Source organism: Azospirillum brasilense, assembly GCF_022023855.1.
Classification (GTDB): Bacteria; Pseudomonadota; Alphaproteobacteria; order Azospirillales; family Azospirillaceae; genus Azospirillum; species Azospirillum brasilense_F.
Genome location: NZ_CP059449.1, coordinates 2,699,756 through 2,724,930, shown reverse-complemented (window position 1 = coordinate 2,724,930; position 25,175 = coordinate 2,699,756). Strand labels below are relative to the sequence as shown.

Genomic DNA, 25,175 nt, shown 5'->3' with positions numbered 1-25,175 from the left:
TGCCCGCCGCGCCGCGAGGGCAGGGCGGACACCGGAAACCGGCGGACCGAAGTCCGATGGATCAGACCGAGTAGTACATCTTGTACTCGATCGGGTGCGGCATGGTCTCGAAGGCCAGCAGCTCCTCGGTGCGCAGGTCGATGTAGGACTCGATCATGTCCTTGGTGAACACGTCGCCCTTCTGCAGGAAGGCGCTGTCGGCCTTCAGGCTGTCCAGGGCCTCGCGCAGCGAGCCGCAAACCGTCGGAACCTTGGCCAGCTCTTCGGCCGGCAGGTCGTACAGGTTCTTGTCCATCGCCTCGCCCGGATGGATCTTGTTCTGGATGCCGTCCAGACCGGCCATCAGCAGGGCGGCGAAGGCCAGGTACGGGTTGGCCGACGGATCCGGGAAGCGGACCTCGACGCGCTTGCCCTTCGGCGAGGCGACGTACGGGATGCGGCAGGAGGCCGAACGGTTGCGGGCCGAGTAGGCCAGCAGAACCGGAGCCTCGTAGCCCGGGACCAGACGCTTGTAGGAGTTGGTCGTCGGGTTGGTGAAGGCATTCAGCGCCTTGGCGTGCTTGATGATGCCGCCGATGTAGTACAGCGCCAGTTCCGACAGGTCGGCGTACTGGTTGCCGGCGAACAGCGGCTGGCCTTCCTTCCAGATCGACTGGTGCATGTGCATGCCCGAGCCGTTGTCGCCGAAGACGGGCTTCGGCATGAAGGTCGCGGTCTTGCCGTAGGCGTGGGCGACGTTGTGCACGACGTACTTGTAGTACTGCATGTTGTCGCCGGTGCGGACCAGCGTGTCGAACTTGATGCCCAGCTCATGCTGCGAAGCGGCCACCTCGTGGTGGTGCTTCTCGACCGGCACGCCCATTTCGGCGAGCACGCTCAGCATCTCGGCGCGCAGGTCCGAGCCGCTGTCGACCGGAGCGACCGGGAAGTAGCCGCCCTTGACGCCCGGGCGGTGGCCCAGGTTGCCGTCCTCATAGTCCTTGTCGGAGGTGTACGGGCCTTCCTCCGAGTCGAACTCGTAGGACACCTTGTTCATCTCGACCTTGAACTTCACGTCGTCGAAGACGAAGAACTCGGCTTCCGGGCCGAAGTAGGCGGTGTCGCCGATGCCGGCCGACGCCATGTACTTCTCGGCGGCCTTCGCGATGCCGCGCGGGCAACGGGCGTAGGGCTGGCCGGTCGACGGCTCGTACACGTCGCAGAGGATGTTCAGCGTCGGCTGGGCCGAGAACGGGTCCATGACGGCGGTGGTCGGGTCGAGCTGGAGGATCATGTCCGACTCGTTGATCGCCTTCCAGCCGGCGATCGAGGAGCCGTCGAACATGATGCCGTCCTCGAACACGTCCTCGTCGATGGTCGAGACGTGCTGAGCGGTGTGGTGCAGCTTGCCGCGCGGGTCGGTGAAGCGGAGGTCCACGTACTTGACGTCGTGTTCCTTGATCAGGTCGAAGACCTTGCTGATGTCGGACATATCTCTTTTTCCACGCTTAAGAGGTTTGGGTCCCGCTGCGTCAAACCGACCGAGGGGCGGGTGACGGCGCTCGCGGCGGACGTTATGTCATGCCTTTCCCAAGCACACAACGTGACAGCACAAAAAGTCGCGCCCGGATGGGCATCCGCGCACGGATCGTTCCGCTCGCGGTTGCGACGGTCTGCGTCGGCCAGATCTGCGTCGGCCGGCTTTGCGTCGGTTGTGGGCGGGGCTGGTTCATGGTGGCCGGTGGTCGGGTTCTCGGGACGCGATCAGATCGCGTCGCCTCCCTTCTCGCCGGTCCGGATGCGGACAACTTCTTCCACGGGGGTGACGAAGATCTTGCCGTCGCCGATGCGGCCGGTGTGGGCGGCCTGCTGGATCGCCTCGATCGCCCGCTCCACCAGGGAGTCCTCCATCACCACCTCGATCTTCACCTTCGGCAGGAAGTCGACCACATACTCCGCGCCGCGGTACAGCTCGGTGTGCCCCTTCTGACGGCCGAAGCCCTTGGCCTCGGTGACGGTGATGCCCTTGATGCCGACTTCGTGAAGGGCTTCCTTCACTTCGTCGAGTTTGAACGGCTTAATGATGGCTTCGATCTTCTTCATGGGTCTCTCGTGTACGAGGTGCCAACGTCGGCAGGCACCGTCCACGGCTCTGCCGACAGTCCGATGTAAAGCACGTTGCGTGCCAATCGGAGCGGTTGCGATCCGGCTGCGTGGGATGCCGGGCCGCAGCGGGCCGATGCCACCGTGGGCGGCACGCGACTGCCAACGGATAGGGCGAAGTGAACAATATTTGTGCACAAGCTGCAAGCAATCCGCGCAGCCACACCCTTTCGGAGGGGCTAGTGCCGGCTTTTCAGATTGATCAATGCGGTGGAAAATAGAGCTTGACCCGACCCGTCCCTTGGGGCAAATAGGCGGCCCCGGTGGCGGTGGTAGCTCAGTTGGTAGAGCTCTCGGTTGTGGTCCGAGCGGTCGTGGGTTCGAGTCCCATCCATCGCCCCAGTCCCCCTTGACGGTGGATGCGCTTGCCTCGTGAGGAGTTCACGTCGGCGTTGCATCGATCGGAGCGGCGGGTGGGGTGTTTGCGGACGGTTCATTCCGTCCCCCGGTGGCGGTGGTAGCTCAGTTGGTAGAGCTCTCGGTTGTGGTCCGAGCGGTCGTGGGTTCGAGTCCCATCCATCGCCCCAGTTCTTCCTTCCAATTTTCGTGCCAGGCAGGCCACTCCTTTCATTCCTCCTGTGCCCGGCTATGCTGCGGCCGTCGCGGTGCTTATTGTGCCGGGTGACGGTGATGCGGGATTGCGGCGGGTGGAGGCTATGGACGAACTGCTTTCCGTGGCGGAGATGTACCGCGCCGACGCGCTGACCATGGCGGGCGGCGTGCCGGGGCCTGTTCTGATGGAAGCGGCGGGAGCCGCTGTGGTGCGCGCGGTCTGCGAGCGCTGGGCGCCGCACCCGACCGTTGTCCTGTGCGGGCCGGGCAACAACGGTGGCGACGGGTTCGTCATCGCGCGTCTTCTTCTCGAAGCGGGCTGGCCGGTGCGGCTGGCCCTGCTGGGGTCGCGCTCCGCCCTGCGCGGCGACGCTGCGGTGGCGGCCGGGCGCTGGACCGGGCCGGTGGAAGCCGCCGACCCCTGGCTGCTGGAGGGCAATCCTCTGGTGATCGATGCGCTGTTCGGGGCCGGGCTCGCCCGCCCGCTCGACGGCATGGCCAAGGAGGTCGTCGAGGCGATGGCGGGGCGCACCGTCGTCGCCGTGGACGTGCCGAGCGGCCTGCACGGCGACAGCGGCCAGGTGATGGGGGCGGCCCCGCAGGCGGCGCTGACCGTCACCTTCTTCCGCCGCAAGCCCGGCCATCTGCTCCTGCCGGGCCGGGTCCTCTGCGGGGAGGTGGTGGTCGCCGACATGGGCATTCCCGACACCGTGCTGGACGCCATCGCGCCGCAAACCCTGCTGAACGGCCCTGACCTGTGGCGGCAGCGCTACCCCTGGCCGCGGCTCGACGCGCACAAATACGCGCGGGGGCACGTCGTGGTGCTGGGCGGGGCGCGGATGACCGGCGCGGCGCGCCTGTCGGCACGGGGCGCCCTGCGCGCCGGGGCGGGGCTGGTCACGGTGGCCTGTCCGCCCGACTCGATGCCGATCTACGCCGCCGGCTCGCCCAGCCTGATCGTGACCGACGTGGCGGACCGCGCCGCCTTCGAGGCCCTGCTGGCGGACCCGCGCAAGAACGCGGTGCTGCTGGGGCCGGGGGCCGGAGTCGGAGCGGACACGCGGGGCTATGCGCTCGCCGCGCTGGGCGCTGGCAAGGCCTGCGTGCTGGACGCCGACGCGCTGACCAGCTTCGCCGAGTCGCCCGCCGACCTGCTCGACCGGCTGAACAAGCGCTGCCTGCTGACCCCGCACGAAGGGGAATTCGCACGGGTCTTCCCGGATCTCGCGGCGTCCGAAGGTGGCAAACTGACGCGCGCCCGCGCCGCTGCGGCGCGCTGCGGCGCGGTCGTCCTTTTGAAGGGTGCCGACACGGTGGTCGCGGCGCCGGATGGACGGGCCGTCATCAACGCCAACGCTCCGGCCGATCTGGCGACCGCCGGGTCGGGGGACGTGCTGGCGGGCATCGCGCTCGGGCTGATCGCCCAAGGGATGGACACGTTCGACGCCGCCTGTGCCGCGGTCTGGCTGCACGGCGAGGCGGCCAACGCCTTCGGACCGGGTCTGATCGCCGAGGATCTGCCGGACGCGCTGCCGGGGGTGTTGAGGCGGCTCAAGGCGGGGGTGCGCTGACCCGGCTTCCTCAGGGCATACATACGCCTGGACAGGGGGCTTACCCTTAAGGCCGGGCTCAAGCTATGGCTTGCCGAGAGCGCGCCCGCACGCCAGACTCTGGGTATGAGCGAGACGCCCGAGATCAAATCCGCTGAGACCCGGTCCAGCCCGTCCGTCCCGGCCCAGCCCCCCGCCATCGGGGTGGGAACACCGCCGGGCCTGCTCGACCGCACCCTGGACACGCTGCGCGCGGGCTGGCGCGAGATCGCCGCCTCCGCCCGCGGGGTGGTCGGCGCCGCGCCGCGCGCCAATCTGCCCAAGGAGGACGCGGAGCGGCTGAAGGAACAGATCGAAGCCTGCCTGGAGGGCCGAGGCGGCGAGGTGTCGGCGCGGGCGCGGGCGGCGCAGCTCGGCCGCACCTATCTGGCGCTGGACGGGCAGGGGCGGCGCAATTTCCTGATGATGCTGGCGCGCGATTTCGACGTGGACCGCGCCGCCGTCGACCGGGCGATGGCGACCTTCCAGACGGCGGGCGATCCGGTGTCGCGCGGCCATGCCGAGCGCGCCCTGCGCCGCGCGCTGGAGCCGCCCCGGCTGCGGCTGCTCACCCAGTTCAACGGTCTGCCGGAAGGGGTGAAGTTCCTGGTGGACCTGCGCGCCGAGCTGATGGAGATGGCGCGCGGCGAGCCGCTGCTCCAGGCGCTGGAGGACGATCTCAAGAGTCTGCTGCGCAACTGGTTCGACGTCGGCTTCCTGGAAATGCGTCGGATCACCTGGGACAGCCCGGCCTCGCTCCTGGAAAAGCTCATCAAGTACGAGGCGGTGCACGAGATCAGCGGTTGGCGGGACCTGAAGGACCGCCTCGACTCCGACCGCCGCTGCTTCGCCTTCTTCCACCCGCGCATGCCGAACGAGCCGCTGATCTTCGTCGAGGTGGCGCTGGTCCAGGGCATGTCGGACAACGTCCAGGCGCTGCTCGACCCCTCCGCCCCGGTTTGCGACCCGAAGAGCGCCGACAGCGCCATCTTCTATTCCATCTCCAACGCCCAGGTGGGGCTGGCGGGAATCAGCTTCGGCAACTTCCTCATCAAGCGGGTGGTGGACGGGCTGACCGGCGAGTTCCCCAACATCAAATGCTTCGCCACCCTGTCGCCGATTCCCGGCTTCCGCCGCTGGCTGGACCGGGAACTGGCCGAGCGCGGCGATTCGCTGCTCAGCCCGCCCGAGGCGGAACGCATCGCCGAGGCCATGACCAGTCATCCGGGAAACGGCGAATCGGAGACGGACAGCGACGCGGACGAGCGCCCGGTGCTGGCCGGAGCCCTGGCTCTGCCCTCCTGGCACGCCGACGAGGAGCTTCAAAAACAGCTTCGCGGCCCGTTGATGCGGCTGTGCGCGCACTACTTGACGACGGCGCGCGCGTCGGACCGCCGCAGCGAAAGGCCGGGCGCGGCGCCGGCGCGGGCGCTCGATCCGGTCGCGCACTTCCACCTCAGCAACGGGGCCCGCATGGAGCGGCTGAACTGGCTGGGCGACCGTTCGGCCAAGGGGCTGCGGCAGTCCTGCGGGATGATGATCAACTACCGTTACAAGCTGGGCGAGATCGACGCCAACCACGAGGCGTACCGGGGGGAGGGCAAGGTCAACGCTTCCTCCTCCATCCGGTCGTTGGGGAAGGGGGGCGGATGAGGCGGCTTGCCGTTCGCCGGGGCGCTTCCCTCGGGGCTTTCCGGGCCACCCACCAATGGCGTGCGGAACGGCGCCCATTTTGCCTGTTTGCGGCGCGAACCCTGTGCTATAGAGCGGACTTCGCCGGCAGTCCGTCGGGTGTTCCGCACCCGTCGCGGGCTGTCTATGCCATTGCGGGCGTGGCGGAACTGGTAGACGCGCCGGATTTAGGTTCCGGTGACTTCGGTCGTGGGGGTTCGAGTCCCTTCGCCCGCACCATGGCAACAGCTTGGACCGCATGGGAACACACGGTTTCGGGCCGCCCGGACGGGCGCCGCCGGGCCGGACAACGAGATAGGCTTTCGTTCCGATGAACATCACCGAGACCAGCGCCGACGGCCTGAAGCGCGAGTACAAGGTCGTCATTTCCGCCCAGGATATCGAACAGAAGGTGCAGGGCCGGCTCGAAGAGCTGCGCCGGACGGTGCAGCTCCCCGGCTTCCGTCCGGGCAAGGTGCCGGTTGCCGTGATCAAGCAGCGCTACGGCGGCAGCGTGCTGGCCGAGGCTCTGGAGGATGCGATCGCCGACAGCTCGCGCCAGGCGCTGAACGAGCGCGGCCTGCGCATCGCCATGCAGCCGAAGATCAACGTCGAGAAGTACGAGGACGGCGGCGACCTATCCTACACCATGGGCGTCGAGCTTCTGCCGGACATCGAGCCGGGCGATCTCAGCGGCCTGGAGCTTGAGAAGCCGGTCGCCACGGTCGAGGATTCGGCCGTCGACGAGGCGCTGACCCGTCTGGCCTCCGCCCATTCGGTGCAGGCCCCGGTCACCGAGGACCGCGCGGCCGAGACGGGCGACATCGCCGTGATCGACTTCGCCGGTTCGGTCGATGGCGAGGCACTGCCGGGCATGGACGGCAAGGACTACCCGCTGGAACTGGGCGCCAACCAGTTCGTTCCGGGCTTCGAGGAGCAGCTGGTCGGCGCCAAGGCCGGCGAGCACCGCACGGTGAAGGTCACCTTCCCGGCCGACTACCCGCACGACCGCCTGAAGGGTGCGGACACCGTGTTCGAGGTGGACGTCAAGGAGCTCCGCAAGAACGTCCCGGCCGAGGTCAACGACGACCTCGCCAAGGAGTTCGGCATGGAGAGCCTGGAGAAGCTGCGCGAGGCCGTCGGCGACCGCATCAAGGGCGAGTACGCCAACGTGTCGCGCCTGCGCGTCAAGCGCCAGCTCCTCGACAAGCTGGCCGAGGCGCACTCCTTCGAAGTCCCGCCGGGCATGGTGGACGTCGAGTTCGAGGGCATCTGGCAGCGCCTTCAGCAGGAGCTGAAGAACGGCACCGCCGGTGAGGACGCCGGCAAGCCGGAAGAAGAGCTGAAGACCGAGTACCGCGGCATCGCCGAGCGCCGCGTGCGCCTGGGCCTGCTGCTGTCGGAAATCGGCCGCCGCAACGACATCCAGGTGACCCAGGACGAGATCAACCGCGCCCTGATCGCGGAAGCCCGCCGCTTCCCCGGCCAGGAGCGTCAGGTGTTCGAGTTCTTCAAGCAGAACCGGGAAGCGCTGGAAAACCTCCGCGCCCCGATCTTCGAGGACAAGGTCGTTGACTACATCCTGGACCAGGCCAAGGTGAGCGAGAAGCCGGTGTCCGCCGAAGAGCTGATGAAGGACCCCGACGAGGAGGCCGAGGCGGCCTGATCGTCAGAAAGGTTGAGGGGCGGCCTACCGGTCGCCCCTTTCCATTCCTATATGTAGACTGCTCAGACGACTAACCGAGCTGCGGGAGCAGGGAAGACCACCATGTACGACTTCGAACCGAAGATGAATGCTCTGGTCCCGATGGTCATCGAGCAGACCAACCGGGGCGAACGAGCGTACGATATTTACTCGCGCCTGCTGAAGGAACGGATCATCTTCTTGATCGGTGGCGTGAACGACGCCGTCGCCAGCCTGATCTGCTCGCAGCTGCTGTTCCTGGAATCGGAGAACCCGAGCAAGGACATCGCGCTCTACATCAATTCGCCGGGCGGCTACGTCTCGGCCGGTCTCGCCATCTACGACACCATGCAGTACATCCGTCCGCAGGTGTCGACGGTGTGCATGGGGCAGGCGGCCTCGATGGGTTCGCTTCTGCTCGCCGCCGGCGCGCCGGGCAAGCGCTTCTCGCTGCCGAACAGCCGGATCATGATCCACCAGCCGTCGGGCGGCGCCCAGGGCCAGGCCTCGGACATCGAGATCCAGGCCCAGGAGATCCTGAAGCTGCGCTCGCGCCTCAACGACATCTACGTCAAGCACACCGGCCAGTCGCTCGACACCATCGAGGCGGCCATGGAGCGCGACAAGTTCATGTCTCCTGAGGAAGCCAAGGCGTTCGGCCTGATCGACGAGGTCGTGGAAAAGCGTCCCGGCTCGGTCGGCGACGGCAGCGCCGCCTGAGGGCACGCACGAACTAATGATTGATTGCGCCGGTTCCCTGTTGTTGAATGATGGGGAACCGGTCCGATGGATCGGGTTCGAAGGATGAGTGAGCGGATGCGTTAACCTTGTCGCGGGCCTTCCCCGTGACAACCTTTGAAAGGACCGGCGTCGGGGGACGCCGCAGGCGGTTGACAGGTTATACGGATCAGTCCCCCGCGAGATGACGGAGTACCGATGAGCAAGTCCAGCAGCGGCGATTCGAAGAACACGCTCTACTGCTCCTTTTGCGGCAAGAGCCAGCACGAGGTCCGCAAGCTGATTGCCGGTCCGACGGTGTTCATCTGCGATGAATGCGTCGAGCTGTGCATGGACATCATTCGCGAGGAGAACAAGACGACCCTCGTGAAGTCCCGCGACGGCGTGCCGACCCCGCGCGACATCCATGCGGTACTGGACGATTACGTGATCGGCCAGCATCACGCGAAACGGGTCCTTTCTGTTGCGGTGCACAACCACTACAAGCGGTTGGCGCACGGCACGAAGCACAACGACGTCGAACTGGCGAAGTCCAACATCCTGCTGGTCGGCCCCACGGGCTGCGGCAAGACGCTGCTCGCCCAGACGCTTGCCCGGATCATCGACGTTCCCTTCACGATGGCCGACGCCACGACCCTGACCGAGGCGGGCTATGTCGGTGAGGACGTCGAGAACATCATCCTCAAGCTGCTCCAGGCCGCCGACTACAACGTCGAGCGGGCGCAGCGCGGCATCGTCTACATCGACGAGGTCGACAAGATCAGCCGCAAGTCCGACAACCCCTCGATCACGCGCGACGTGTCGGGCGAGGGCGTGCAGCAGGCCCTGCTGAAGATCATGGAAGGCACCGTCGCCTCCGTGCCTCCGCAGGGCGGCCGCAAGCACCCGCAGCAGGAATTCCTGCAGGTCGACACCAGCAACATCCTGTTCATCTGCGGCGGTGCCTTCGCCGGGCTGGACAAGATCATCGCGCAGCGCGGCAAGGGCACCTCGATCGGCTTCGGCGCCGACGTCCGTGGTCCGGACGAGCGTTCGACCGGCGATATCCTGCGTGAGGTCGAGCCCGAGGATTTGCTGAAATTCGGCCTGATCCCCGAGTTCATTGGCCGTCTGCCGGTGGTCGCAACCCTGTCCGACCTGGACGAGGCGGCTCTGGTCGAGATCCTCACCAAGCCGAAGAACGCCCTGGTCAAGCAGTACCAGCGCCTGTTCGAGATGGAGGATGTCCGTCTGGAATTCTCCGACGACGCCCTGCGCACCATCTCCCATAAGGCGATCCAGCGGAAGACCGGCGCCCGTGGCCTGCGTTCGATCATGGAGTCGATCCTGCTCGACCCAATGTTCGATCTGCCGGGTCTGTCGGGGGTGGAAAGCATCCTGGTCAACAAGGAAGTGGTCGAAGGGCGCGCCAAGCCGCTTTACGTCCACGCCGAGCGCCGCGGGGAGCAGCAGGCACCGGGTGCCTGAGTTCGTCACGGCCGATCAGTATCGGATACGGGGAAGGGCGCCTTTGGGCGCCCTTTGTCGTTTCCGGCTTATGCAGACATCGAGGGAGCCACTCGGGCCGCGGAGCGGTCGGACCGGCATGTCGCACCGCCATACGGAATTGGGGTTCTGGCCCTTGAAGGGGGGCTATGGCTGTGCCACGTTAGAAAAAGTGCCGGTTTTCGATCCCTGTGCTCATCCCTCGAGGCGGGGCTCTTCCCAGGCCCATCCCGGGCTGACGGCGTCCCAATGAAAGAGGCCCAATCAATGTTCGAAATCCCTCGTGGTGCCCTCTATCCGGTCCTGCCGCTCCGCGACATCGTGGTTTTCCCCCACATGATCGTGCCTCTTTTCGTCGGCCGTGAGAAATCCGTGCGCGCCCTGGAAGACGTGATGAAGGACGACAAACAGATCCTTCTCGTCACCCAGAAGAATGCCGCGCAGGACGATCCGACGCCGGCCGATATCTACAGCGTCGGCACCGTTGGGACCGTGTTGCAGCTGCTGAAGCTGCCCGACGGAACGGTGAAGGTGCTCGTGGAGGGCGGCCAGCGCGCGTCCATCACCAAGTTCGCCGAGAACGAGGATTTCTTCCAGGCCCACGCCGACCTCGTCGAGGAGAAGGTCGGGGAAAGTCAGGAGCTTGAGGCGCTGGGACGCGCGGTCGTCTCGCAATTCGAGCAGTACATCAAGCTGAACAAGAAGATCCCGCCGGAGGTTCTGGTTTCGATCAACCAGATCGAGGAGCCGGGGAAGCTGGCGGACACCGTCGCCTCCCATCTCGCGCTGAAGATTCCGGAGAAGCAGCAGCTTTTGGAATGCGCCACGGTGTCTGAGCGGCTGGAGCGGGTCTACGCCTTCATGGAAGGTGAGATTGGCGTCCTGCAGGTCGAAAAGCGCATCCGCAACCGCGTCAAGCGGCAGATGGAGAAGACTCAGCGCGAGTACTATCTCAACGAACAGCTCAAGGCGATCCAGAAGGAACTCGGCGAGACCGAGGACGGCCGCGACGAGTCGGCCGAGCTCGAAGAGAAGATCAACAAGACCCGCTTCTCCAAGGAAGCCCGCGACAAGGCCCTGGCCGAGCTGAAGAAGCTGCGCTCCATGAGCCCGATGTCGGCCGAGGCGACGGTGGTGCGCAACTACCTGGACTGGATGCTCTCCATTCCCTGGAAGAAGCGCACCAAGGTGAAGAAGGACCTGAAGCTCGCGCAGAAGATCCTCGACGCCGACCATTACGGCCTGGAGAAGGTCAAGGAACGCATTCTCGAATATCTCGCGGTCCAGAACCGCATGAACAAGGTGAAGGGGCCGATCCTTTGCCTCGTCGGCCCCCCCGGCGTCGGCAAGACCTCGCTCGGCAAGTCGATCGCCAAGTCCACGGGGCGCAACTTCGTGCGTATGTCGCTCGGCGGCGTGCGGGACGAGGCCGAGGTCCGCGGTCACAGGCGCACCTACATCGGCTCGATGCCCGGCAAGGTCATCCAGGGCATGAAGAAGGCAAAGTCGTCAAACCCGCTGTTCCTGCTGGACGAGATCGACAAGCTCGGTGCCGATTGGCGCGGCGATCCGTCGTCGGCCCTGCTGGAGGTCCTCGATCCCGAGCAGAACGGCACCTTCAACGACCATTACCTTGAGGTCGACTACGACCTCTCGGACGTGATGTTCGTCTGCACGGCCAACACGATGCGCATGCCGCAGCCGCTGCTGGACCGTATGGAGATCATCCGCGTTGCCGGCTACACTGAGGACGAAAAGGTCGAGATTTCTAAGCGCCACCTGATCGAGAAGCAGGTGGAGGCCAACGGTCTGAAGAAGGGCGAGTTTGCCATCTCCGACGACGCGCTGCGCGACCTGATCCGCTATTACACGCGGGAGGCCGGTGTCCGCAGCCTGGAGCGCGAGATCGCCAACCTCTGCCGCAAGGCCGTGAAGGAGATCCTGATGAAGGGCTCCGCCGGCGCCAAGGTCTCGGTCACCCGCCGGAACCTGGACAAGTACGCCGGCGTTCGCCGCTTCCACTTCGGTGAGGCGGAGCTTGAGGATCTGGTGGGCGTCACCACCGGCCTGGCCTGGACGGAAGTCGGCGGCGAGCTGCTGTCGATCGAGGCGGTCAGCCTTCCCGGCAAGGGGCGGGTGACCACCACCGGTAAGCTCGGCGACGTCATGAAGGAGTCGGTCCAAGCGGCGGAGAGCTACGTCAAGTCGCGGGCCACCGCCTTCGGCATCAAGCCGACGCTCTTCGAGAAGCGGGACATCCATGTCCACGTGCCCGAAGGCGCCACCCCGAAGGACGGTCCGTCGGCGGGTGTGGCGATGATCACCTCAATCGTCTCGGTCCTGACCGGCATCGCGGTCCGCAAGGACGTGGCGATGACCGGCGAGATCACCCTGCGCGGCCGGGTGCTGCCCATCGGCGGCCTGAAGGAAAAGCTGCTGGCCGCTCTGCGCGGCGGCCTCAAGCATGTGCTGATCCCGAAGGACAACGAGAAGGATCTCGCCGAAATTCCGGACAACGTGAAGCGCGGCCTGGAAATCATCCCGGTCAGCACGGTCGACGATGTCCTGAAGAACGCCCTGGTTCGGGAACTCGAGCCCATCGAGTGGAAGGAACCGGAGGCGGTCGAACCGGCGGTCGCCAAGCCGCAGCCCGACGGCGGCGGCGAGGTGCTGCGTCATTGATCATGCCCCGCGTTTAAAGCGCCTTTAAAGGCCTACCAAGCTTCGCATCGCCCGCCCGTCTGCAATTGACGGGCGGGCGATGTCGCGTTTATCGTTTGAATGCGTGAAGTCATTGGGTGGCTTTGCTTCCACTTTCTTTGCCGGACTGAAATGGGGGGAAGTAAGTGAACAAGAATGATCTGGTGGCGCACGTCGCCGATGCCGTGGGTTTGTCCAAAACCGACGCGACCAAGGCGGTCGACGCTGTTTTCGACGGCATCGCCGACTCGCTCAAGAATGGGGAGGAGGTTCGACTGGTCGGTTTCGGCACCTTCGCGGTTTCCGAACGCGCGGCCGGCGAGGGCCGCAATCCGCGCACAGGCGAGAAGATTGCCATTCCCGCGTCGAAACAGCCGAAGTTCAAGCCTGGTAAGACCTTGAAGGACGGGTTGAAGTGATGACGTCTTGAACGGATAGGGCATTCCGGGCATAGTGCGCGCCGGTCAGCACAGGCTGGCCGGCTTTGCGTTGTCTGGAACGCCAATCCGGTCAACGACGCGGCGCGGGCGATTAGCTCAGCGGTAGAGCATCTCGTTTACACCGAGAGGGTCGGGGGTTCGAAACCCTCATCGCCCACCATCGCGCCCGATCCTTCCGGCACGTCCTTTTCAAATTCGTGATTGACAGGTCATGCGTCAGGCGGCTAGAAACCGCCCATCGGCGACGGGGCGTGGCCCCGGAAACTGCGCTGCGATCCTATGACATGGACGCCTGTTTTTGCGCATTTCACATCGCCGCGTTGCGCGGGTGTAGCTCAGTTGGTTAGAGCGCCGGCCTGTCACGCCGGAGGCCGCGGGTTCAAGTCCCGTCACTCGCGCCATTCCCTCCCTTTCCATTCTCTTTTTTGCAAAGAAAACGAAGCCTTCACGGCTTTACCGGCAGGCTCGCGGTCCCCATATCCGATTAGCTCGACCCGCATATCCGATAAGCCGGATAGAGAGAAGGGTCATTTAAAAAGTTTGGTAATACCAAGGACATCCGCTCATTTCCGCAGAGTGGATTCGTTGGCCGAAAGCGATTCAAAGCGCTTTCCTTGATCACGCTCTCGTCATATATTCCGCCCCGTCTGATGGGCTAATCCAAGGCATTCCAGCCACGACACCGCGCGTCGGCCGATTACCGGCCGTACCGGCGATCGTGGCGTGGGCTTATGGGAGGACCGCGGTGACCAACCCGCTGATCATTGAGTACCTTCCGATCCTGGTGTTCCTGCTGATCGGTATCGCGCTGGCCGTGGTGATGGTTGGCGCGTCTTACGTCATCAGCCCGAAGAATCCGGATTCGGAGAAGCTCTCCCCCTACGAGTGCGGCTTCGAGCCGTTCGAGGATGCCCGCACGAAGTTCGACGTGCGGTTTTACCTGGTCTCCATCCTGTTCATCATCTTCGACCTCGAGGTCGCCTTCCTGTTCCCGTGGGCCGTCGCTCTCGGGGACATCGGGCTCTTCGGTTTCTGGTCGATGATCGTGTTCCTTGGGATTCTGACCATCGGCTTCATCTATGAGTGGAAGAAAGGAGCTCTGGAATGGGAGTAGAGGCTGCCAAGCTGGCGCCGATTCCGCCCGGACCGGAACAGGACGCCTATCTCCGCGCGGTCACCGAGGAGATCCAGGAAAAGGGCTTCATCACGGCGAAGTACGAGGACGTGCTCGCCTGGGCCCGCACCGGTTCCCTGTGGCCGATGACCTTCGGTCTGGCCTGCTGCGCGGTGGAGATGATCCACGCCTACATGAGCCGGTACGACCTGGACCGTTTCGGCGTCATTCCGCGCCCCAGCCCGCGCCAGTCCGACTGCATGATTGTGGCCGGCACGCTGACCAACAAGATGGCCCCCGCGCTGCGCAAGGTCTATGACCAGATGCCGGAACCGCGCTGGGTGATCTCGATGGGCTCCTGCGCCAACGGCGGCGGCTACTATCACTACTCCTACTCGGTGGTGCGCGGCTGCGACCGGATCGTTCCGGTCGATATTTACGTGCCGGGCTGTCCTCCGACCGCGGAAGCGCTGGTCTACGGCATTCTGCAACTCCAGAAGAAGATCCGGCGCGGCAACCGCATCGCTCGCTGAATAAGAAAAAGGCAGGTCCTGGCCATGTCCGAACAGGCGTTGAAGGAACTTGGGGACCATATCGCCGCGACGCTCGGCGATGACGTCCTGAAGGTCGAGCTGAAGCTTGGCGAGCTGATGGTGACCGTCCGCCGGCCCTCGCTCATCAAGTCGCTCACCTTCCTGCGTGACGATCCGACCTGCTCGTTCGAGCAGCTGCTCGACGTCACCGCTGTGGATTGGCCGGAGCGGGAGGAACGCTTCGAAGTCGTCTACATCCTTTTGAGCTACAAGCACAATCGGCGCCTCCGCGTGAAGGTCACCACCGACGAGGACACCCCGGTGGCCTCCGCCGTGCCGGTGTACAACGCGGCCGGCTGGTTCGAGCGTGAAACCTGGGACATGTTCGGGATCTTCTTCGCCGACCATCCGGACCTGCGCCGCATCCTGACCGATTACGGTTTCGAAGGTCACCCGTTGCGCAAAGACTTCCCGATGACGGGCTATGTCGAGTGCCGCTACGACGAGGACCAGAAACGCGTCGTCTACGAACCCGTCCGCCTGACGCAGGATTTCCGCAGCTTCGACTTCCTGTCGCCCTGGGAAGGCATGACGAACGTGATGCTGCCCGGCGACGAGAAGGCCCAGGCCCCTGACACCGGGAGCAAGCCGTGACCATCGCCACGTCCGCACACCCCTCCGCCGGCCAGTCCGGCGGCAAGACCCAGATCAAGCCCTACACCATGAACTTCGGGCCGCAGCACCCTGCGGCCCACGGCGTGTTGCGTCTGGTGATGGAGCTGAACGGCGAGGTCGTCGAACGTTGCGACCCGCACATCGGCCTGCTGCACCGCGGCACCGAGAAGCTGATCGAGTACAAGACCTACCTGCAGGCCGTTCCGTATTTCGATCGCCTCGATTACGTCAGCCCGATGTGCATGGAGCACGCCTATGTGCTCGGCATCGAGAACCTTCTGCAGATCAAGGCGCCGCTGCGCGCCCAGTACATCCGCGTTCTCTTCTCCGAGATCACGCGCATCCTGAACCACATCCTGTCGATCACCACCGGCGCGCTCGACGTCGGCGCGATCACTCCGGCGCTGTGGGGCTTCGAGGAACGCGAGATCCTCATGGAGTTCTACGAGCGTGTGTGCGGTGCGCGCCTGCATGCCAACTACTTCCGCCCCGGCGGCGTCGCCTGGGATCTGCCGGCCGGCCTGACCGACGACATCTGGGAGTTCACGGAGCGGTTCCCGAAGTTTGTTGACGACATTGACAATCTGCTGACGAACAATCGCATTTTCAAGCAGCGGACCGTCGACATCGGCGTCGTCACCAAGGAAGAAGCGTTCAACTGGGGCTTCACCGGCCCGATGCTGCGCGGTTCGGGCGTGGCCTGGGACCTGCGCAAGTCGCAGCCCTACGAAGTCTACGACCGCATGGACTTCGACGTGCCGGTCGGCCTGACCGGCGACTGCTGGGCGCGTTACCTCGTCCGCATGGAGGAGATGCGCCAATCCAACCGCATGATCCGCCAGTGCCTGAAGGAGCTTCCCGAAGGCCCGGTGCGCGCGGAGGAGCGCAAGGTCTCCCCGCCGCCGCGCGGCGAGATGAAGCGGTCGATGGAAGCGCTGATCCATCACTTCAAGCTCTTCACCGAGGGCTTCCACGTCCCGGCGGGCGAAACCTACACCGCCATCGAGGCGCCGAAGGGCGAGTTCGGCGTGTATCTGGTCTCGGACGGCACGAACAAGCCGTACCGCTGCAAGATCCGCGCGCCGGGCTTCGCCCACCTGCAGGGCCTCGACTTCATGTCGAAGGGCCACATGCTGGCCGACGCGGTGGCCAACATCGCGTCCATGGACATCGTGTTCGGAGAAATTGACCGATGAGCGCCCCGGCTCACGACCCGGCCAAGGAGCCGGCCTCCTTCGCCTTCACTCCGGAAAATCTGGAACGGGCGAAGGCCATCATCGCGAAGTACCCGGCAGGCAAGCAGGCCAGCGCCTGCATGCCGCTGCTCGATCTGGCCCAGCGCCAGAGCGACGGCTGGCTGCCGCGCGTCGCCATGGATGCCGTCGCCGACCTGCTCGGCATGCCGCGCATCCGCGTGTACGAGGTCGCGACCTTCTACACGATGTACAACAAGACCCCGGTCGGTAAGCACGTCATCCAGGTCTGCACGACCACGCCGTGCTGGCTGCGCGGGTCGGACGACATCGTGCACACCTGCGAGCGCAAGCTGGGTATCGGTGTCGGCGAGACCACGGCGGACGGCCAGTTCACGCTGCGCGAGGTCGAGTGCTCGGGCGCCTGCGTCAACGCGCCGGTGGTCCAGATCGGCGACGACTACTATGAAGACGTCAGCCCGGAACACATGGAAAAGATCATCGACGCTCTCAAGGGCGGCGAGATCCCCAAGCACGGCTCGCAGATCGGCCGGCAGTCCTCCGAACCGGTGGGCGGCCCGACGACTCTGAAGGCCTTCACCACCACGGCCGATTGAGGGGGATGCGATGCTTCGCGACGAGGACCGCATTTTCACCAACCTGTACGGCTACCAGAGCTTCGGCCTGGACGCCGCCCGGAAGCGTGGTGATTGGGACAACACCAAGGCCCTGATCGCCCAGGGCAAGGAATGGATCATCGAGCAGGTCAAGGAGTCCGGCCTGCGCGGGCGGGGCGGCGCCGGTTTCTCGACGGGCATGAAGTGGTCCTTCATGCCGAAGAACGTCACGGACAAGCCGGTCTACCTCGTCATCAACGCCGACGAAGGCGAGCCGGGAACCTGCAAGGACCGCGACATCCTGCGCCACGATCCGCACAAGCTGATCGAGGGCTGCCTGATCGCCGGTTTCGCCATCGGCGCGTCGGCCTGCTACATCTACATCCGCGGCGAGTTCTACAACGAGGGCTCCAACGTCCAGCGCGCCATCGACGAGGCGTACGAGGCGGGGCTCATCGGCAAGAACGCCTGCGGCACCGGCTACGATTACGACATCTACATCCACCGCGGTGCGGGCGCGTACATCTGCGGCGAGGAAACCGCGCTCATCGAGTCCATCGAGGGCAAGAAAGGCCAGCCGCGCAACAAGCCGCCGTTCCCCGCCCAGGCCGGTCTCTATTCCTGCCCGACCACGGTGAACAACGTCGAATCCATCGCGGTGGTTCCGACCATCCTGCGCCGCGGCGCCGCGTGGTTCGCCGGTCTCGGCCGTCCGAAGAACACCGGCACCAAGCTCTTCTGCATCTCCGGGCACGTCAACAAGCCGTGCAACGTGGAAGAGGAGATGGGCATCCCGCTGAAGGAGCTGATCGAGAAGCACGCCGGCGGCGTGCGCGGCGGGTGGGACAACCTGCTGGCGATCATCCCCGGCGGGTCGTCGGTGCCGCTGCTGCCGAAGTCGATCTGCGACACGGTCCTGATGGACTTCGACAGCTTGCGCGACGTGCGGTCCGGCCTGGGCACCGCGGCGGTGATCGTGATGGACAAGTCCACCGACGTGGTGAAGGCCATCGCCCGCCTGTCCCAGTTCTACGCCCATGAGAGCTGCGGCCAGTGCACGCCGTGCCGCGAGGGCACCGGCTGGATGAACCGCATCATGCAGCGCATGGTGACCGGCAACGCGCGCGTCGAGGAAATCGACATGCTGCTGGAGGTCACCAAGCAGATCGAGGGGCACACCATCTGCGCGCTCGGCGATGCCGCGGCCTGGCCGATCCAGGGCCTGTTCCGGCATTTCCGGCCGGAGGTCGAGCGCCGCATCCTCGACTACCGCAACGCCGCCAAGTCCTTGGCGGCCGAGTAAGGAGCCCGGTTTCCAATGCCGAAACTCACCATCGACGGGATCGAGATCGAAGTCGAGCCGGGCACCTCGATCCTGCAGGCCTGCGAACAGCTGGGCATCGAGATCCCGCGCTTCTGCTACCACGAGCGTCTGAGCGTGCCGGCGAACTGCCGCATGTGCCTCGTGGAGATGGAGCGTGCGCCGAAGCCGGTGGCCGCCTGCGCCATGCCCTGCGGCGACGGGATGGTCGTCAAGACCAATACCGACCTCGTGCACAAGGCCCGCAAGGGCGTCATGGAATTCCTGCTGATCAACCACCCGCTGGACTGTCCGATCTGCGACCAGGGCGGCGAGTGCGATCTCCAGGACCAGGCGATGGCCTATGGCTTCGACCGTGGCCGCTACGGCGAGAACAAGCGCGCCGTCCAGGACAAGTACATGGGGCCGCTGATCCGGACCGAGATGACGCGCTGCATCCACTGCACGCGCTGCATCCGGTTCGTGAACGAGATCGCCGGCGTGCCGGACCTCGGCGCGGTGAACCGCGGCGAGCACATGGAGATCACCACCTTCGTCGAGAAGGCCATCGGGTCGGAGTTGTCGGGCAACCTCGCCGACGTCTGTCCGGTGGGCGCCCTGCTGTCCAAGCCCTACGCCTTCACGGCCCGTCCGTGGGAGCTGCGCAAGACCGAGACGGTCGATGTGCTGGACGCGGTCGGCTCGAACATCCGCGTCGACACCCGCGGCCCCGAGGTGATGCGCGTCCTGCCGCGCGTCAACGAGGACGTCAACGAGGAGTGGATCGCCGACAAGACCCGCTTCGCCTATGACGGGCTGAAGCGCCAGCGTCTCGACCGCCCCTACGTCCGCAAGGACGGCAAGCTCCAGCCGGCGACCTGGGCGGAGGCTTTCCAGGCCATCGCCGCCAAGGTCAAGGGTGTTCCGGGCAACCGCATCGCCGCCATCGCGGGCGATCTGGCCGACACGGAGTCCATGCTGGCGCTCAAGGAGCTGATGGCCGGCCTCGGCTCTGCCAACATCGATTGCCGCCAGGACGGCGCCCTGTTCGACACGTCGGCCCGCGCGGGCTACCTGTTCAACAGCGGCATCGCCGGGATCGAGCGGGCGGATGTCATCCTGCTCGTCGGCACCAATCCGCGTTGGGAAGCCACCATCGTCAACGCCCGCATCCGCAAGCGCTACCTGATGGGTGGCCTGAAGGTCGCGGTGATCGGCGAGGCCCGCGAGCTGACCTACCCGTACAGCCATCTCGGCACGGGCACCGATGCCCTGCAGCAGCTCGTCGACGGTACGCACGCCTTCGCCGACGTGCTGCGCGGCGCCAAGAACCCGATGGTCATCCTCGGCGCCGGCGCCTTCCGCCGCAAGGACGGCGCCGCCGTCCAGGCCGCGGTGCGCAAGCTGGCCGAGACCTTCAACGTGGTTCAGGACGGCTGGAACGGCTTCAACGTGCTGCACACGGCGGCGTCGCGCGTCGGCGGCCTCGACATCGGCTTCCTGCCGGGCGAGGGCGGTCGCGGCACCGCCGGCATCGTCGAGGGGGCAGGGAAGGGCGAGATCGACGTGGTGTACCTGCTGGGCGCCGACGAGATCGACACCGCCGCTCTCGGCAAGGCCTTCGTGGTCTACCAGGGTCACCACGGCGACAAGGGCGCCCACCGCGCCGACGTCATCCTGCCGGGTGCCGCCTACACCGAGAAGAACGCCATCTACGTCAACACCGAAGGCCGTCCGCAGCAGGCGCGTCTCGCCACCTTCCCGCCCGGCGAGGCGCGGGAGGACTGGAAGATCCTGCGTGCCCTGTCGGAACAGCTCGGCCACAAGCTGCCCTACGACAGCCTGACGCAGATCCGTCGCCGTCTGGCAGAGGTCAACCCGGTCTTCGCGGCGGTCGGCACCGTCACGCCAGCCGCCTGGGCGCCGTTCGGCGCGGAGGGCGCGCTCGACGCGGCCCCGCTCCAGTCGCCGGTCGCGAACTACTACATGACCGACCCGATCAGCCGCGCCTCGGTGACCATGGCTCGTTGCGCCGAGACGTTCGTGAAGCCCGCCGAGAGCGCTCAGGAGAGGACCGGTACCCATGGCTGAGTTCTGGAGCGGCTTCCTTCTGCCGCTGATCATCATCGTCCTCAAGATCCTGGCGATCGTCGTGCCGCTCCTGGTGGCCGTGGCCTTCATGACCTACGCCGAACGTAAGATCATGGGCGCCATGCAGCTCCGCCAGGGTCCGAACATCGTCGGCCCGTTCGGGCTTCTGCAGCCTTTCGCGGACGGCCTGAAGCTGTTCGCGAAGGAGCAGATCCTGCCGGTCGGCGCGAACCGCTTCGTGTTCTACCTGGCGCCGATGCTGACCTTCTTCCTGGCGCTGGTCGCCTGGGCGGTCATTCCCTTCGACTACGGCATGGTGCTGGCCGACATCAACGTCGGCATCCTGTACCTGTTCGCGATCTCGTCGCTGGGCGTGTACGGCATCGTGATGGCCGGATGGGCGTCGAACTCGCGCTACGCCTTCCTCGGCGCGCTGCGCTCGGCGGCGCAGATGGTGTCCTACGAGGTCTCGATGGGCCTCGTCATCATCTCCGTCCTGCTCTGCGTCGGGTCGCTGAACCTGACGAAGATCGTGGAGGCGCAGGAGACGATCTGGTTCGCCATCCCGCTGCTGCCGATGTTCGTCATCTTCTTCATCTCGGCGCTGGCGGAAACCAACCGGTCCCCCTTCGACCTGCCGGAAGGCGAGTCGGAGCTGGTCGCCGGCTTCATGGTGGAATACAGCTCAGCTCCCTTCGCGCTCTTCTTCCTTGGCGAATACGCCAACATGATCCTGATGAGCGCGATGACCAGCATCCTGTTCCTGGGAGGCTGGCTGCCGCCGCTGCCGTTCGCGCCCTTCACCTGGATCCCCGGCCCGATCTGGTTCGCCCTGAAGATCGCCTTCTGCCTGTTCGTCTATGTGTGGGTCCGCGCGACCATGCCGCGCTACCGCTACGACCAGCTGATGCGTCTGGGGTGGAAGGTGTTCCTGCCGTTCTCGCTGCTGTGGGTCGTGCTGACGGCCGGCGTGCTGGTGACGTTCGGCTGGCTGCCGAAGTGACCGGCGCCTGAACGGACCATCGGATCGAGTTTCAAAGAGAAAGCGCGGGCGTCACCCGGAACGGGGCGCCCGCTAGGAAGGAGACGAAGAGGCCATGGCGTTCCTCGATCGTGCGGCGCGCAGCCTGTTCCTGACCGAACTGTTGGGCGGCCTCGGGCTCACCCTGCGCTACATGTTCAAGCCCAAGGTGACCCTGAACTACCCGTTCGAAAAGGGCCCCATCAGCCCCCGCTTCCGCGGCGAGCACGTCCTGCGCCGGTATCCCGGCGGCGAGGAGCGCTGCATCGCCTGCAAGCTGTGCGAGGCGGTGTGTCCGGCCCTGGCCATCACCATCGAGGCCGAACCGCGTGAGGACGGCAGCCGCCGTACCACGCGCTATGACATCGACATGACGAAGTGTATCTACTGCGGCTATTGCCAGGAGGCTTGCCCGGTGGACGCCATCGTGATGGGCCCGAACTTCGAGTTCTCCACCGAGAACCGTGAAGAGCTTTTCTACAACAAGCAGAAGCTGCTGGCGAACGGCGACCGCTGGGAAGCGGAAATCGCCCAAAACCTCGCGGCCGAGGCGCCGTACCGGTAAGTCGTTGCAGTGCGGTAAGCGGAAACGGGGATAACGATGATTGTTCAAGGCATCGCCTTCTACGTCTTTGCCGCGCTGCTGGTGGCCTCCGGTGTGATGGTCATCTCGGCGCGGAATCCGGTTCATTCGGTCCTTTATCTGGTCCTGGCCTTTTTCCAGGCCGCCGGCCTGTGCGTGCTGCTCGGGGCCGAGTTCATCGCGATGATCCTGGTGATCGTCTATGTGGGCGCGGTCGCGGTGCTGTTCCTGTTCGTGGTGATGATGCTCGACATCAACTTCCGCGAGCTGCGGGCGGGCGCGCTCCAATACCTGCCGATCGGCGGGCTGATCGGTCTCATCCTGTTGGCCGAACTGGCCGCCGTGCTCGGCGGCTGGATCATCGCGCCGGCGGCGGAGAAGGCCGCATCGGCTCCGGTCGCGGCAATGGCTGGAGCGACCAACACCGAGCAGCTCGGCCAGCTGATCTACACCCACTACGTCTATCTGTTCCAGGCGTCGGGCATCGTGCTGCTGATCGCCATGATCGGCGCCATCGTCCTGACCCTGCGTCAGCGCGAGGGTGTCCGGAAGCAGAACATCGGCTCCCAGCTCGCCCGTCGGCGCGAGGACGTGGTCGCCATCCGCAAGGTGCCGACCGGGGAGGGCGTGTGATCATGGAAATCGGTCTCGGGCATTATCTGACGGTCTCGGCCATCATCTTCACGCTCGGCGTCCTCGGCATCTTCCTCAACCGGAAGAACGTCATCATCATCCTGATGTCGATCGAGATGATGCTGCTCGCCGTGAACCTGAATCTGGTGTCGTTCTCGGTCTTCCTGAACGATCTCGTCGGGCAGGTCTTCTCCATGATCATCCTGACCGTCGCCGCCGCCGAGGCGGCCATCGGTCTCGCCATCCTGGTGGTGTATTTCCGCAACCGCGGCTCCATCCGGGTCGAAGACATCAATCTGATGAGGGGCTAAGGCAGCGCCATGGAAGTCCTTGTCGTATTCCTCCCGCTCCTGGCGTTCCTCGTCGCGGGTTCCATCGCCCTGTTCGGCGGGCCGAAGGCGGAGCCGGCGCACGCCGGCGGCCACGATCATCACGGGCATGACCACGGTCATGGCCACGATGCCCATGCGCACGACACGCACGCTCACGACGAGCATCACGATGACGGCCACGACGACCATCATGTCGTCGCCGGGCCGCCCACCGTGGGCGACCGCGCCGCGCAGTTCGTCACCACCGGTGCCGTCCTGCTCTCCGCGATCCTGTCCTGGGTGCTGTTCTTCGACGTCGCCGTCGGCGGGCATCCCCGCACGATCGAGCTGATGAGCTGGATGCGCAGCGGTGGCCTGGACGTGTCGTGGGCGCTGCGCGTCGACCAGCTCACCGCGGTCATGCTGGTGGTGGTCAACACCGTGTCGTCGATGGTCCACCTCTACTCCATCGGCTACATGGCCGAGGACCCGCAGAAGCCGCGCTTCATGGGCTATCTGTCGCTGTTCACCTTCGCCATGCTGATGCTGGTGACGGCCGACAACCTCGTGCAGCTCTTCTTCGGCTGGGAAGGCGTGGGTCTCGCCTCCTACCTGCTCATCAATTTCTGGTACGAGAAGCCCTCGGCCAACAACGCGGCGATCAAGGCCTTCCTGGTCAACCGTGTCGGCGACTTCGGCTTCGTGCTCGGCATCTTCGCGATCTTCGTGCTGACGGGTTCCGTCCAGTTCGACGCGATCTTCGCCAAGGCGCCGGAGCTGGCCGGCCAGACGCTGCATTTCCTCAGCTGGAACTTCGACGCGCTGACCGTCACCTGCCTGCTGCTCTTCATCGGCGCCATGGGCAAGTCGGCCCAGCTCGGCCTGCACACCTGGCTGCCGGATGCCATGGAAGGCCCGACCCCGGTGTCGGCGCTCATCCACGCGGCCACCATGGTGACCGCCGGTGTCTTCATGGTCTGCCGCCTGTCCCCGGTCTTCGAATACGCCCCGACGGCGCTCGAGATCGTGGCCGTGGTCGGCGCCCTGACGGCCTTTGTCGCGGCGACCATCGGTTTCACCCAGTTCGACATCAAGCGCGTCATCGCCTATTCGACCATGAGCCAGCTCGGCTACATGTTCTTCGCCGCAGGCGTCTCCGCCTACGGTGCGGCGATGTTCCACCTGTTCACGCACGCCTTCTTCAAGGCGCTGCTGTTCCTCGGCGCCGGTTCGGTGATCCACGCCCTGCACCACGAGCAGGACATGCGCAACATGGGCGGCGTCTGGCGGAAGATCCCCTTCACCTATGCGGTGATGTGGATCGGCAACCTCGCTCTGGCCGGTCTGCCCTTCTTCGCCGGCTACTACTCCAAGGACATGATCCTGGAGGCGGCCTTCGCCTCGGCCAGCCCGGTCGGCAAGTTCGCCTTCGCGCTCGGCATCGCCGCGGCCCTGTTGACCGCCTTCTACTCCTGGCGCCTGCTGTTCATGACCTTCCACGGCAAGCCGCGGATGGAGAAGTCGGTCTTCGACCACGCTCATGAGTCGCCGATCGTCATGCTGATCCCGCTGGCCGTCCTGGCGCTGGGCGCCCTGTTCGCCGGCTTCGGCTTCCACGAGCTGTTCATCGGCCACAGCATGGAGCATTTCTGGGGCAAGACCATCCTGGTGCTGGCAGACAACAACAGCATCGAGGCGGCCCATCATCATACCCCGGGCTGGGTCAAGCTGGCTCCGCTGGTCGTCGGCCTGATCGGCATCGCGCTCGCATACATCATGTACATGGCGATGCCGGGCCTCCCGGAGAAGGTCGCCGGTACGTTCCGTGGCGTGCACCAGTTCCTGTACAACAAGTGGTACTTCGATGAGCTGTACGACCGTCTGTTCGTGCGCTCGGCCAAGTATCTGGGCTACGGCCTGTGGAAATCCGGCGACGGCGCTGTGATCGACGGTGTCGGTCCGGACGGTATCGCCGCCGCCACCCGCGACGTCGCGGCGCGCGCCAGCCGCCTCCAGTCAGGCTACGTCTATCACTACGCCTTCGCGATGGTGATCGGTGTGGTGCTGCTGGTCGCCTGGCTCTCGGTGTTCGGTTGAGCGGTT

The 25,175-nt window shown here is 65.4% G+C and carries 21 protein-coding genes and 5 tRNA genes; 24 read left to right on the top strand and 2 right to left on the bottom strand.

The annotated features are described in order from the left end of the window. Window positions 1–61 precede the first annotated feature (61 nt). Window positions 62–1,471, bottom strand: coding sequence for a type I glutamate--ammonia ligase (gene glnA, locus H1Q64_RS12980; RefSeq protein WP_014240105.1), 1,410 nt, complete (start codon window positions 1,469–1,471; stop codon window positions 62–64). A gap of 272 nt (window positions 1,472–1,743) precedes the next feature. Then, entirely contained in the window at window positions 1,744–2,082 is a 339-nt protein-coding gene (locus tag H1Q64_RS12975; RefSeq protein WP_014240107.1) for a P-II family nitrogen regulator, read from the bottom strand. A 326-nt stretch (window positions 2,083–2,408) separates the two neighbouring features. Here H1Q64_RS12975 and H1Q64_RS12970 point away from each other — a divergent pair. From H1Q64_RS12970 to nuoL, 24 genes are all read left to right on the top strand, one after another. Then, window positions 2,409–2,484: transfer RNA gene (locus tag H1Q64_RS12970), tRNA-His, on the top strand. A 109-nt stretch (window positions 2,485–2,593) separates the two neighbouring features. Beyond that, a tRNA-His gene (locus tag H1Q64_RS12965) sits at window positions 2,594–2,669 on the top strand. Window positions 2,670–2,798: 129 nt separating this feature from the next. Beyond that, on the top strand, window positions 2,799–4,265 hold the full coding sequence (locus tag H1Q64_RS12960; protein WP_237903812.1) for an NAD(P)H-hydrate dehydratase: 1,467 nt from the start codon (window positions 2,799–2,801) through the stop codon (window positions 4,263–4,265). A 105-nt stretch (window positions 4,266–4,370) separates the two neighbouring features. Beyond that, entirely contained in the window at window positions 4,371–5,936 is a 1,566-nt protein-coding gene (locus tag H1Q64_RS12955; RefSeq protein ID WP_237903811.1) for a malonyl-CoA decarboxylase, read from the top strand. 173 nt (window positions 5,937–6,109) lie between these two features. After that, a tRNA-Leu gene (locus H1Q64_RS12950) sits at window positions 6,110–6,194 on the top strand. A gap of 91 nt (window positions 6,195–6,285) precedes the next feature. Beyond that, window positions 6,286–7,620: a trigger factor gene (gene tig / locus H1Q64_RS12945; protein ID WP_237903810.1), complete on the top strand. Its 1,335-nt coding sequence runs from the start codon at window positions 6,286–6,288 to the stop codon at window positions 7,618–7,620. A gap of 102 nt (window positions 7,621–7,722) precedes the next feature. Then, window positions 7,723–8,358, top strand: coding sequence for an ATP-dependent Clp endopeptidase proteolytic subunit ClpP (clpP, locus tag H1Q64_RS12940; protein WP_145684838.1), 636 nt, complete (start codon window positions 7,723–7,725; stop codon window positions 8,356–8,358). A 216-nt stretch (window positions 8,359–8,574) separates the two neighbouring features. Then, the gene (gene clpX, locus H1Q64_RS12935; RefSeq protein ID WP_145625755.1) at window positions 8,575–9,843 is read left to right on the top strand and encodes an ATP-dependent Clp protease ATP-binding subunit ClpX; all 1,269 of its coding nucleotides are present in this window, start codon (window positions 8,575–8,577) and stop codon (window positions 9,841–9,843) included. Window positions 9,844–10,128: 285 nt separating this feature from the next. Beyond that, window positions 10,129–12,543, top strand: a complete 2,415-nt coding sequence (gene lon, locus H1Q64_RS12930) for an endopeptidase La (protein WP_237903809.1) — start codon at window positions 10,129–10,131, stop codon at window positions 12,541–12,543. A 164-nt stretch (window positions 12,544–12,707) separates the two neighbouring features. Next, on the top strand, window positions 12,708–12,980 hold the full coding sequence (locus H1Q64_RS12925) for an HU family DNA-binding protein (protein WP_237903808.1): 273 nt from the start codon (window positions 12,708–12,710) through the stop codon (window positions 12,978–12,980). 106 nt (window positions 12,981–13,086) lie between these two features. Continuing rightward, window positions 13,087–13,161 (top strand) — tRNA-Val (locus H1Q64_RS12920). 164 nt (window positions 13,162–13,325) lie between these two features. Further along, window positions 13,326–13,402: transfer RNA gene (locus H1Q64_RS12915), tRNA-Asp, on the top strand. Window positions 13,403–13,746: 344 nt separating this feature from the next. Continuing rightward, on the top strand, window positions 13,747–14,115 hold the full coding sequence (locus H1Q64_RS12910) for an NADH-quinone oxidoreductase subunit A (RefSeq protein ID WP_014240120.1): 369 nt from the start codon (window positions 13,747–13,749) through the stop codon (window positions 14,113–14,115). After that, entirely contained in the window at window positions 14,106–14,648 is a 543-nt protein-coding gene (locus H1Q64_RS12905; protein WP_014240121.1) for a NuoB/complex I 20 kDa subunit family protein, read from the top strand. Before H1Q64_RS12910 ends, H1Q64_RS12905 begins: the two co-directional genes overlap by 10 nt. A gap of 24 nt (window positions 14,649–14,672) precedes the next feature. Further along, on the top strand, window positions 14,673–15,302 hold the full coding sequence (locus tag H1Q64_RS12900) for an NADH-quinone oxidoreductase subunit C (RefSeq protein ID WP_237903807.1): 630 nt from the start codon (window positions 14,673–14,675) through the stop codon (window positions 15,300–15,302). Window positions 15,303–15,370: 68 nt separating this feature from the next. Beyond that, window positions 15,371–16,519: an NADH-quinone oxidoreductase subunit D gene (locus H1Q64_RS12895; protein ID WP_035673062.1), complete on the top strand. Its 1,149-nt coding sequence runs from the start codon at window positions 15,371–15,373 to the stop codon at window positions 16,517–16,519. After that, window positions 16,516–17,133: an NADH-quinone oxidoreductase subunit NuoE gene (nuoE, locus tag H1Q64_RS12890; RefSeq protein ID WP_094306023.1), complete on the top strand. Its 618-nt coding sequence runs from the start codon at window positions 16,516–16,518 to the stop codon at window positions 17,131–17,133. The genes H1Q64_RS12895 and nuoE overlap by 4 nt, the downstream gene beginning before the upstream one ends. 10 nt (window positions 17,134–17,143) lie before the next feature. Further along, on the top strand, window positions 17,144–18,436 hold the full coding sequence (nuoF, locus tag H1Q64_RS12885; protein ID WP_014240125.1) for an NADH-quinone oxidoreductase subunit NuoF: 1,293 nt from the start codon (window positions 17,144–17,146) through the stop codon (window positions 18,434–18,436). A 15-nt stretch (window positions 18,437–18,451) separates the two neighbouring features. Further along, window positions 18,452–20,524, top strand: coding sequence for an NADH-quinone oxidoreductase subunit NuoG (gene nuoG / locus H1Q64_RS12880; protein WP_237903806.1), 2,073 nt, complete (start codon window positions 18,452–18,454; stop codon window positions 20,522–20,524). Continuing rightward, window positions 20,517–21,527 carry an NADH-quinone oxidoreductase subunit NuoH gene (gene nuoH / locus H1Q64_RS12875; protein ID WP_014240127.1) on the top strand — a complete coding sequence of 337 codons (1,011 nt, stop codon included), beginning with the start codon at window positions 20,517–20,519 and terminating at the stop codon, window positions 21,525–21,527. The genes nuoG and nuoH overlap by 8 nt, the downstream gene beginning before the upstream one ends. Before the next feature lie 94 nt (window positions 21,528–21,621). After that, on the top strand, window positions 21,622–22,110 hold the full coding sequence (nuoI, locus tag H1Q64_RS12870; protein ID WP_014240128.1) for an NADH-quinone oxidoreductase subunit NuoI: 489 nt from the start codon (window positions 21,622–21,624) through the stop codon (window positions 22,108–22,110). Between the two features lie 36 nt (window positions 22,111–22,146). After that, entirely contained in the window at window positions 22,147–22,761 is a 615-nt protein-coding gene (locus H1Q64_RS12865) for an NADH-quinone oxidoreductase subunit J (RefSeq protein ID WP_035673018.1), read from the top strand. 2 nt (window positions 22,762–22,763) lie between these two features. Next, on the top strand, window positions 22,764–23,072 hold the full coding sequence (gene nuoK / locus H1Q64_RS12860; protein ID WP_014240130.1) for an NADH-quinone oxidoreductase subunit NuoK: 309 nt from the start codon (window positions 22,764–22,766) through the stop codon (window positions 23,070–23,072). Window positions 23,073–23,081: 9 nt separating this feature from the next. Continuing rightward, window positions 23,082–25,169 carry an NADH-quinone oxidoreductase subunit L gene (gene nuoL, locus H1Q64_RS12855; protein WP_237903805.1) on the top strand — a complete coding sequence of 696 codons (2,088 nt, stop codon included), beginning with the start codon at window positions 23,082–23,084 and terminating at the stop codon, window positions 25,167–25,169. Window positions 25,170–25,175 lie beyond the last annotated feature (6 nt).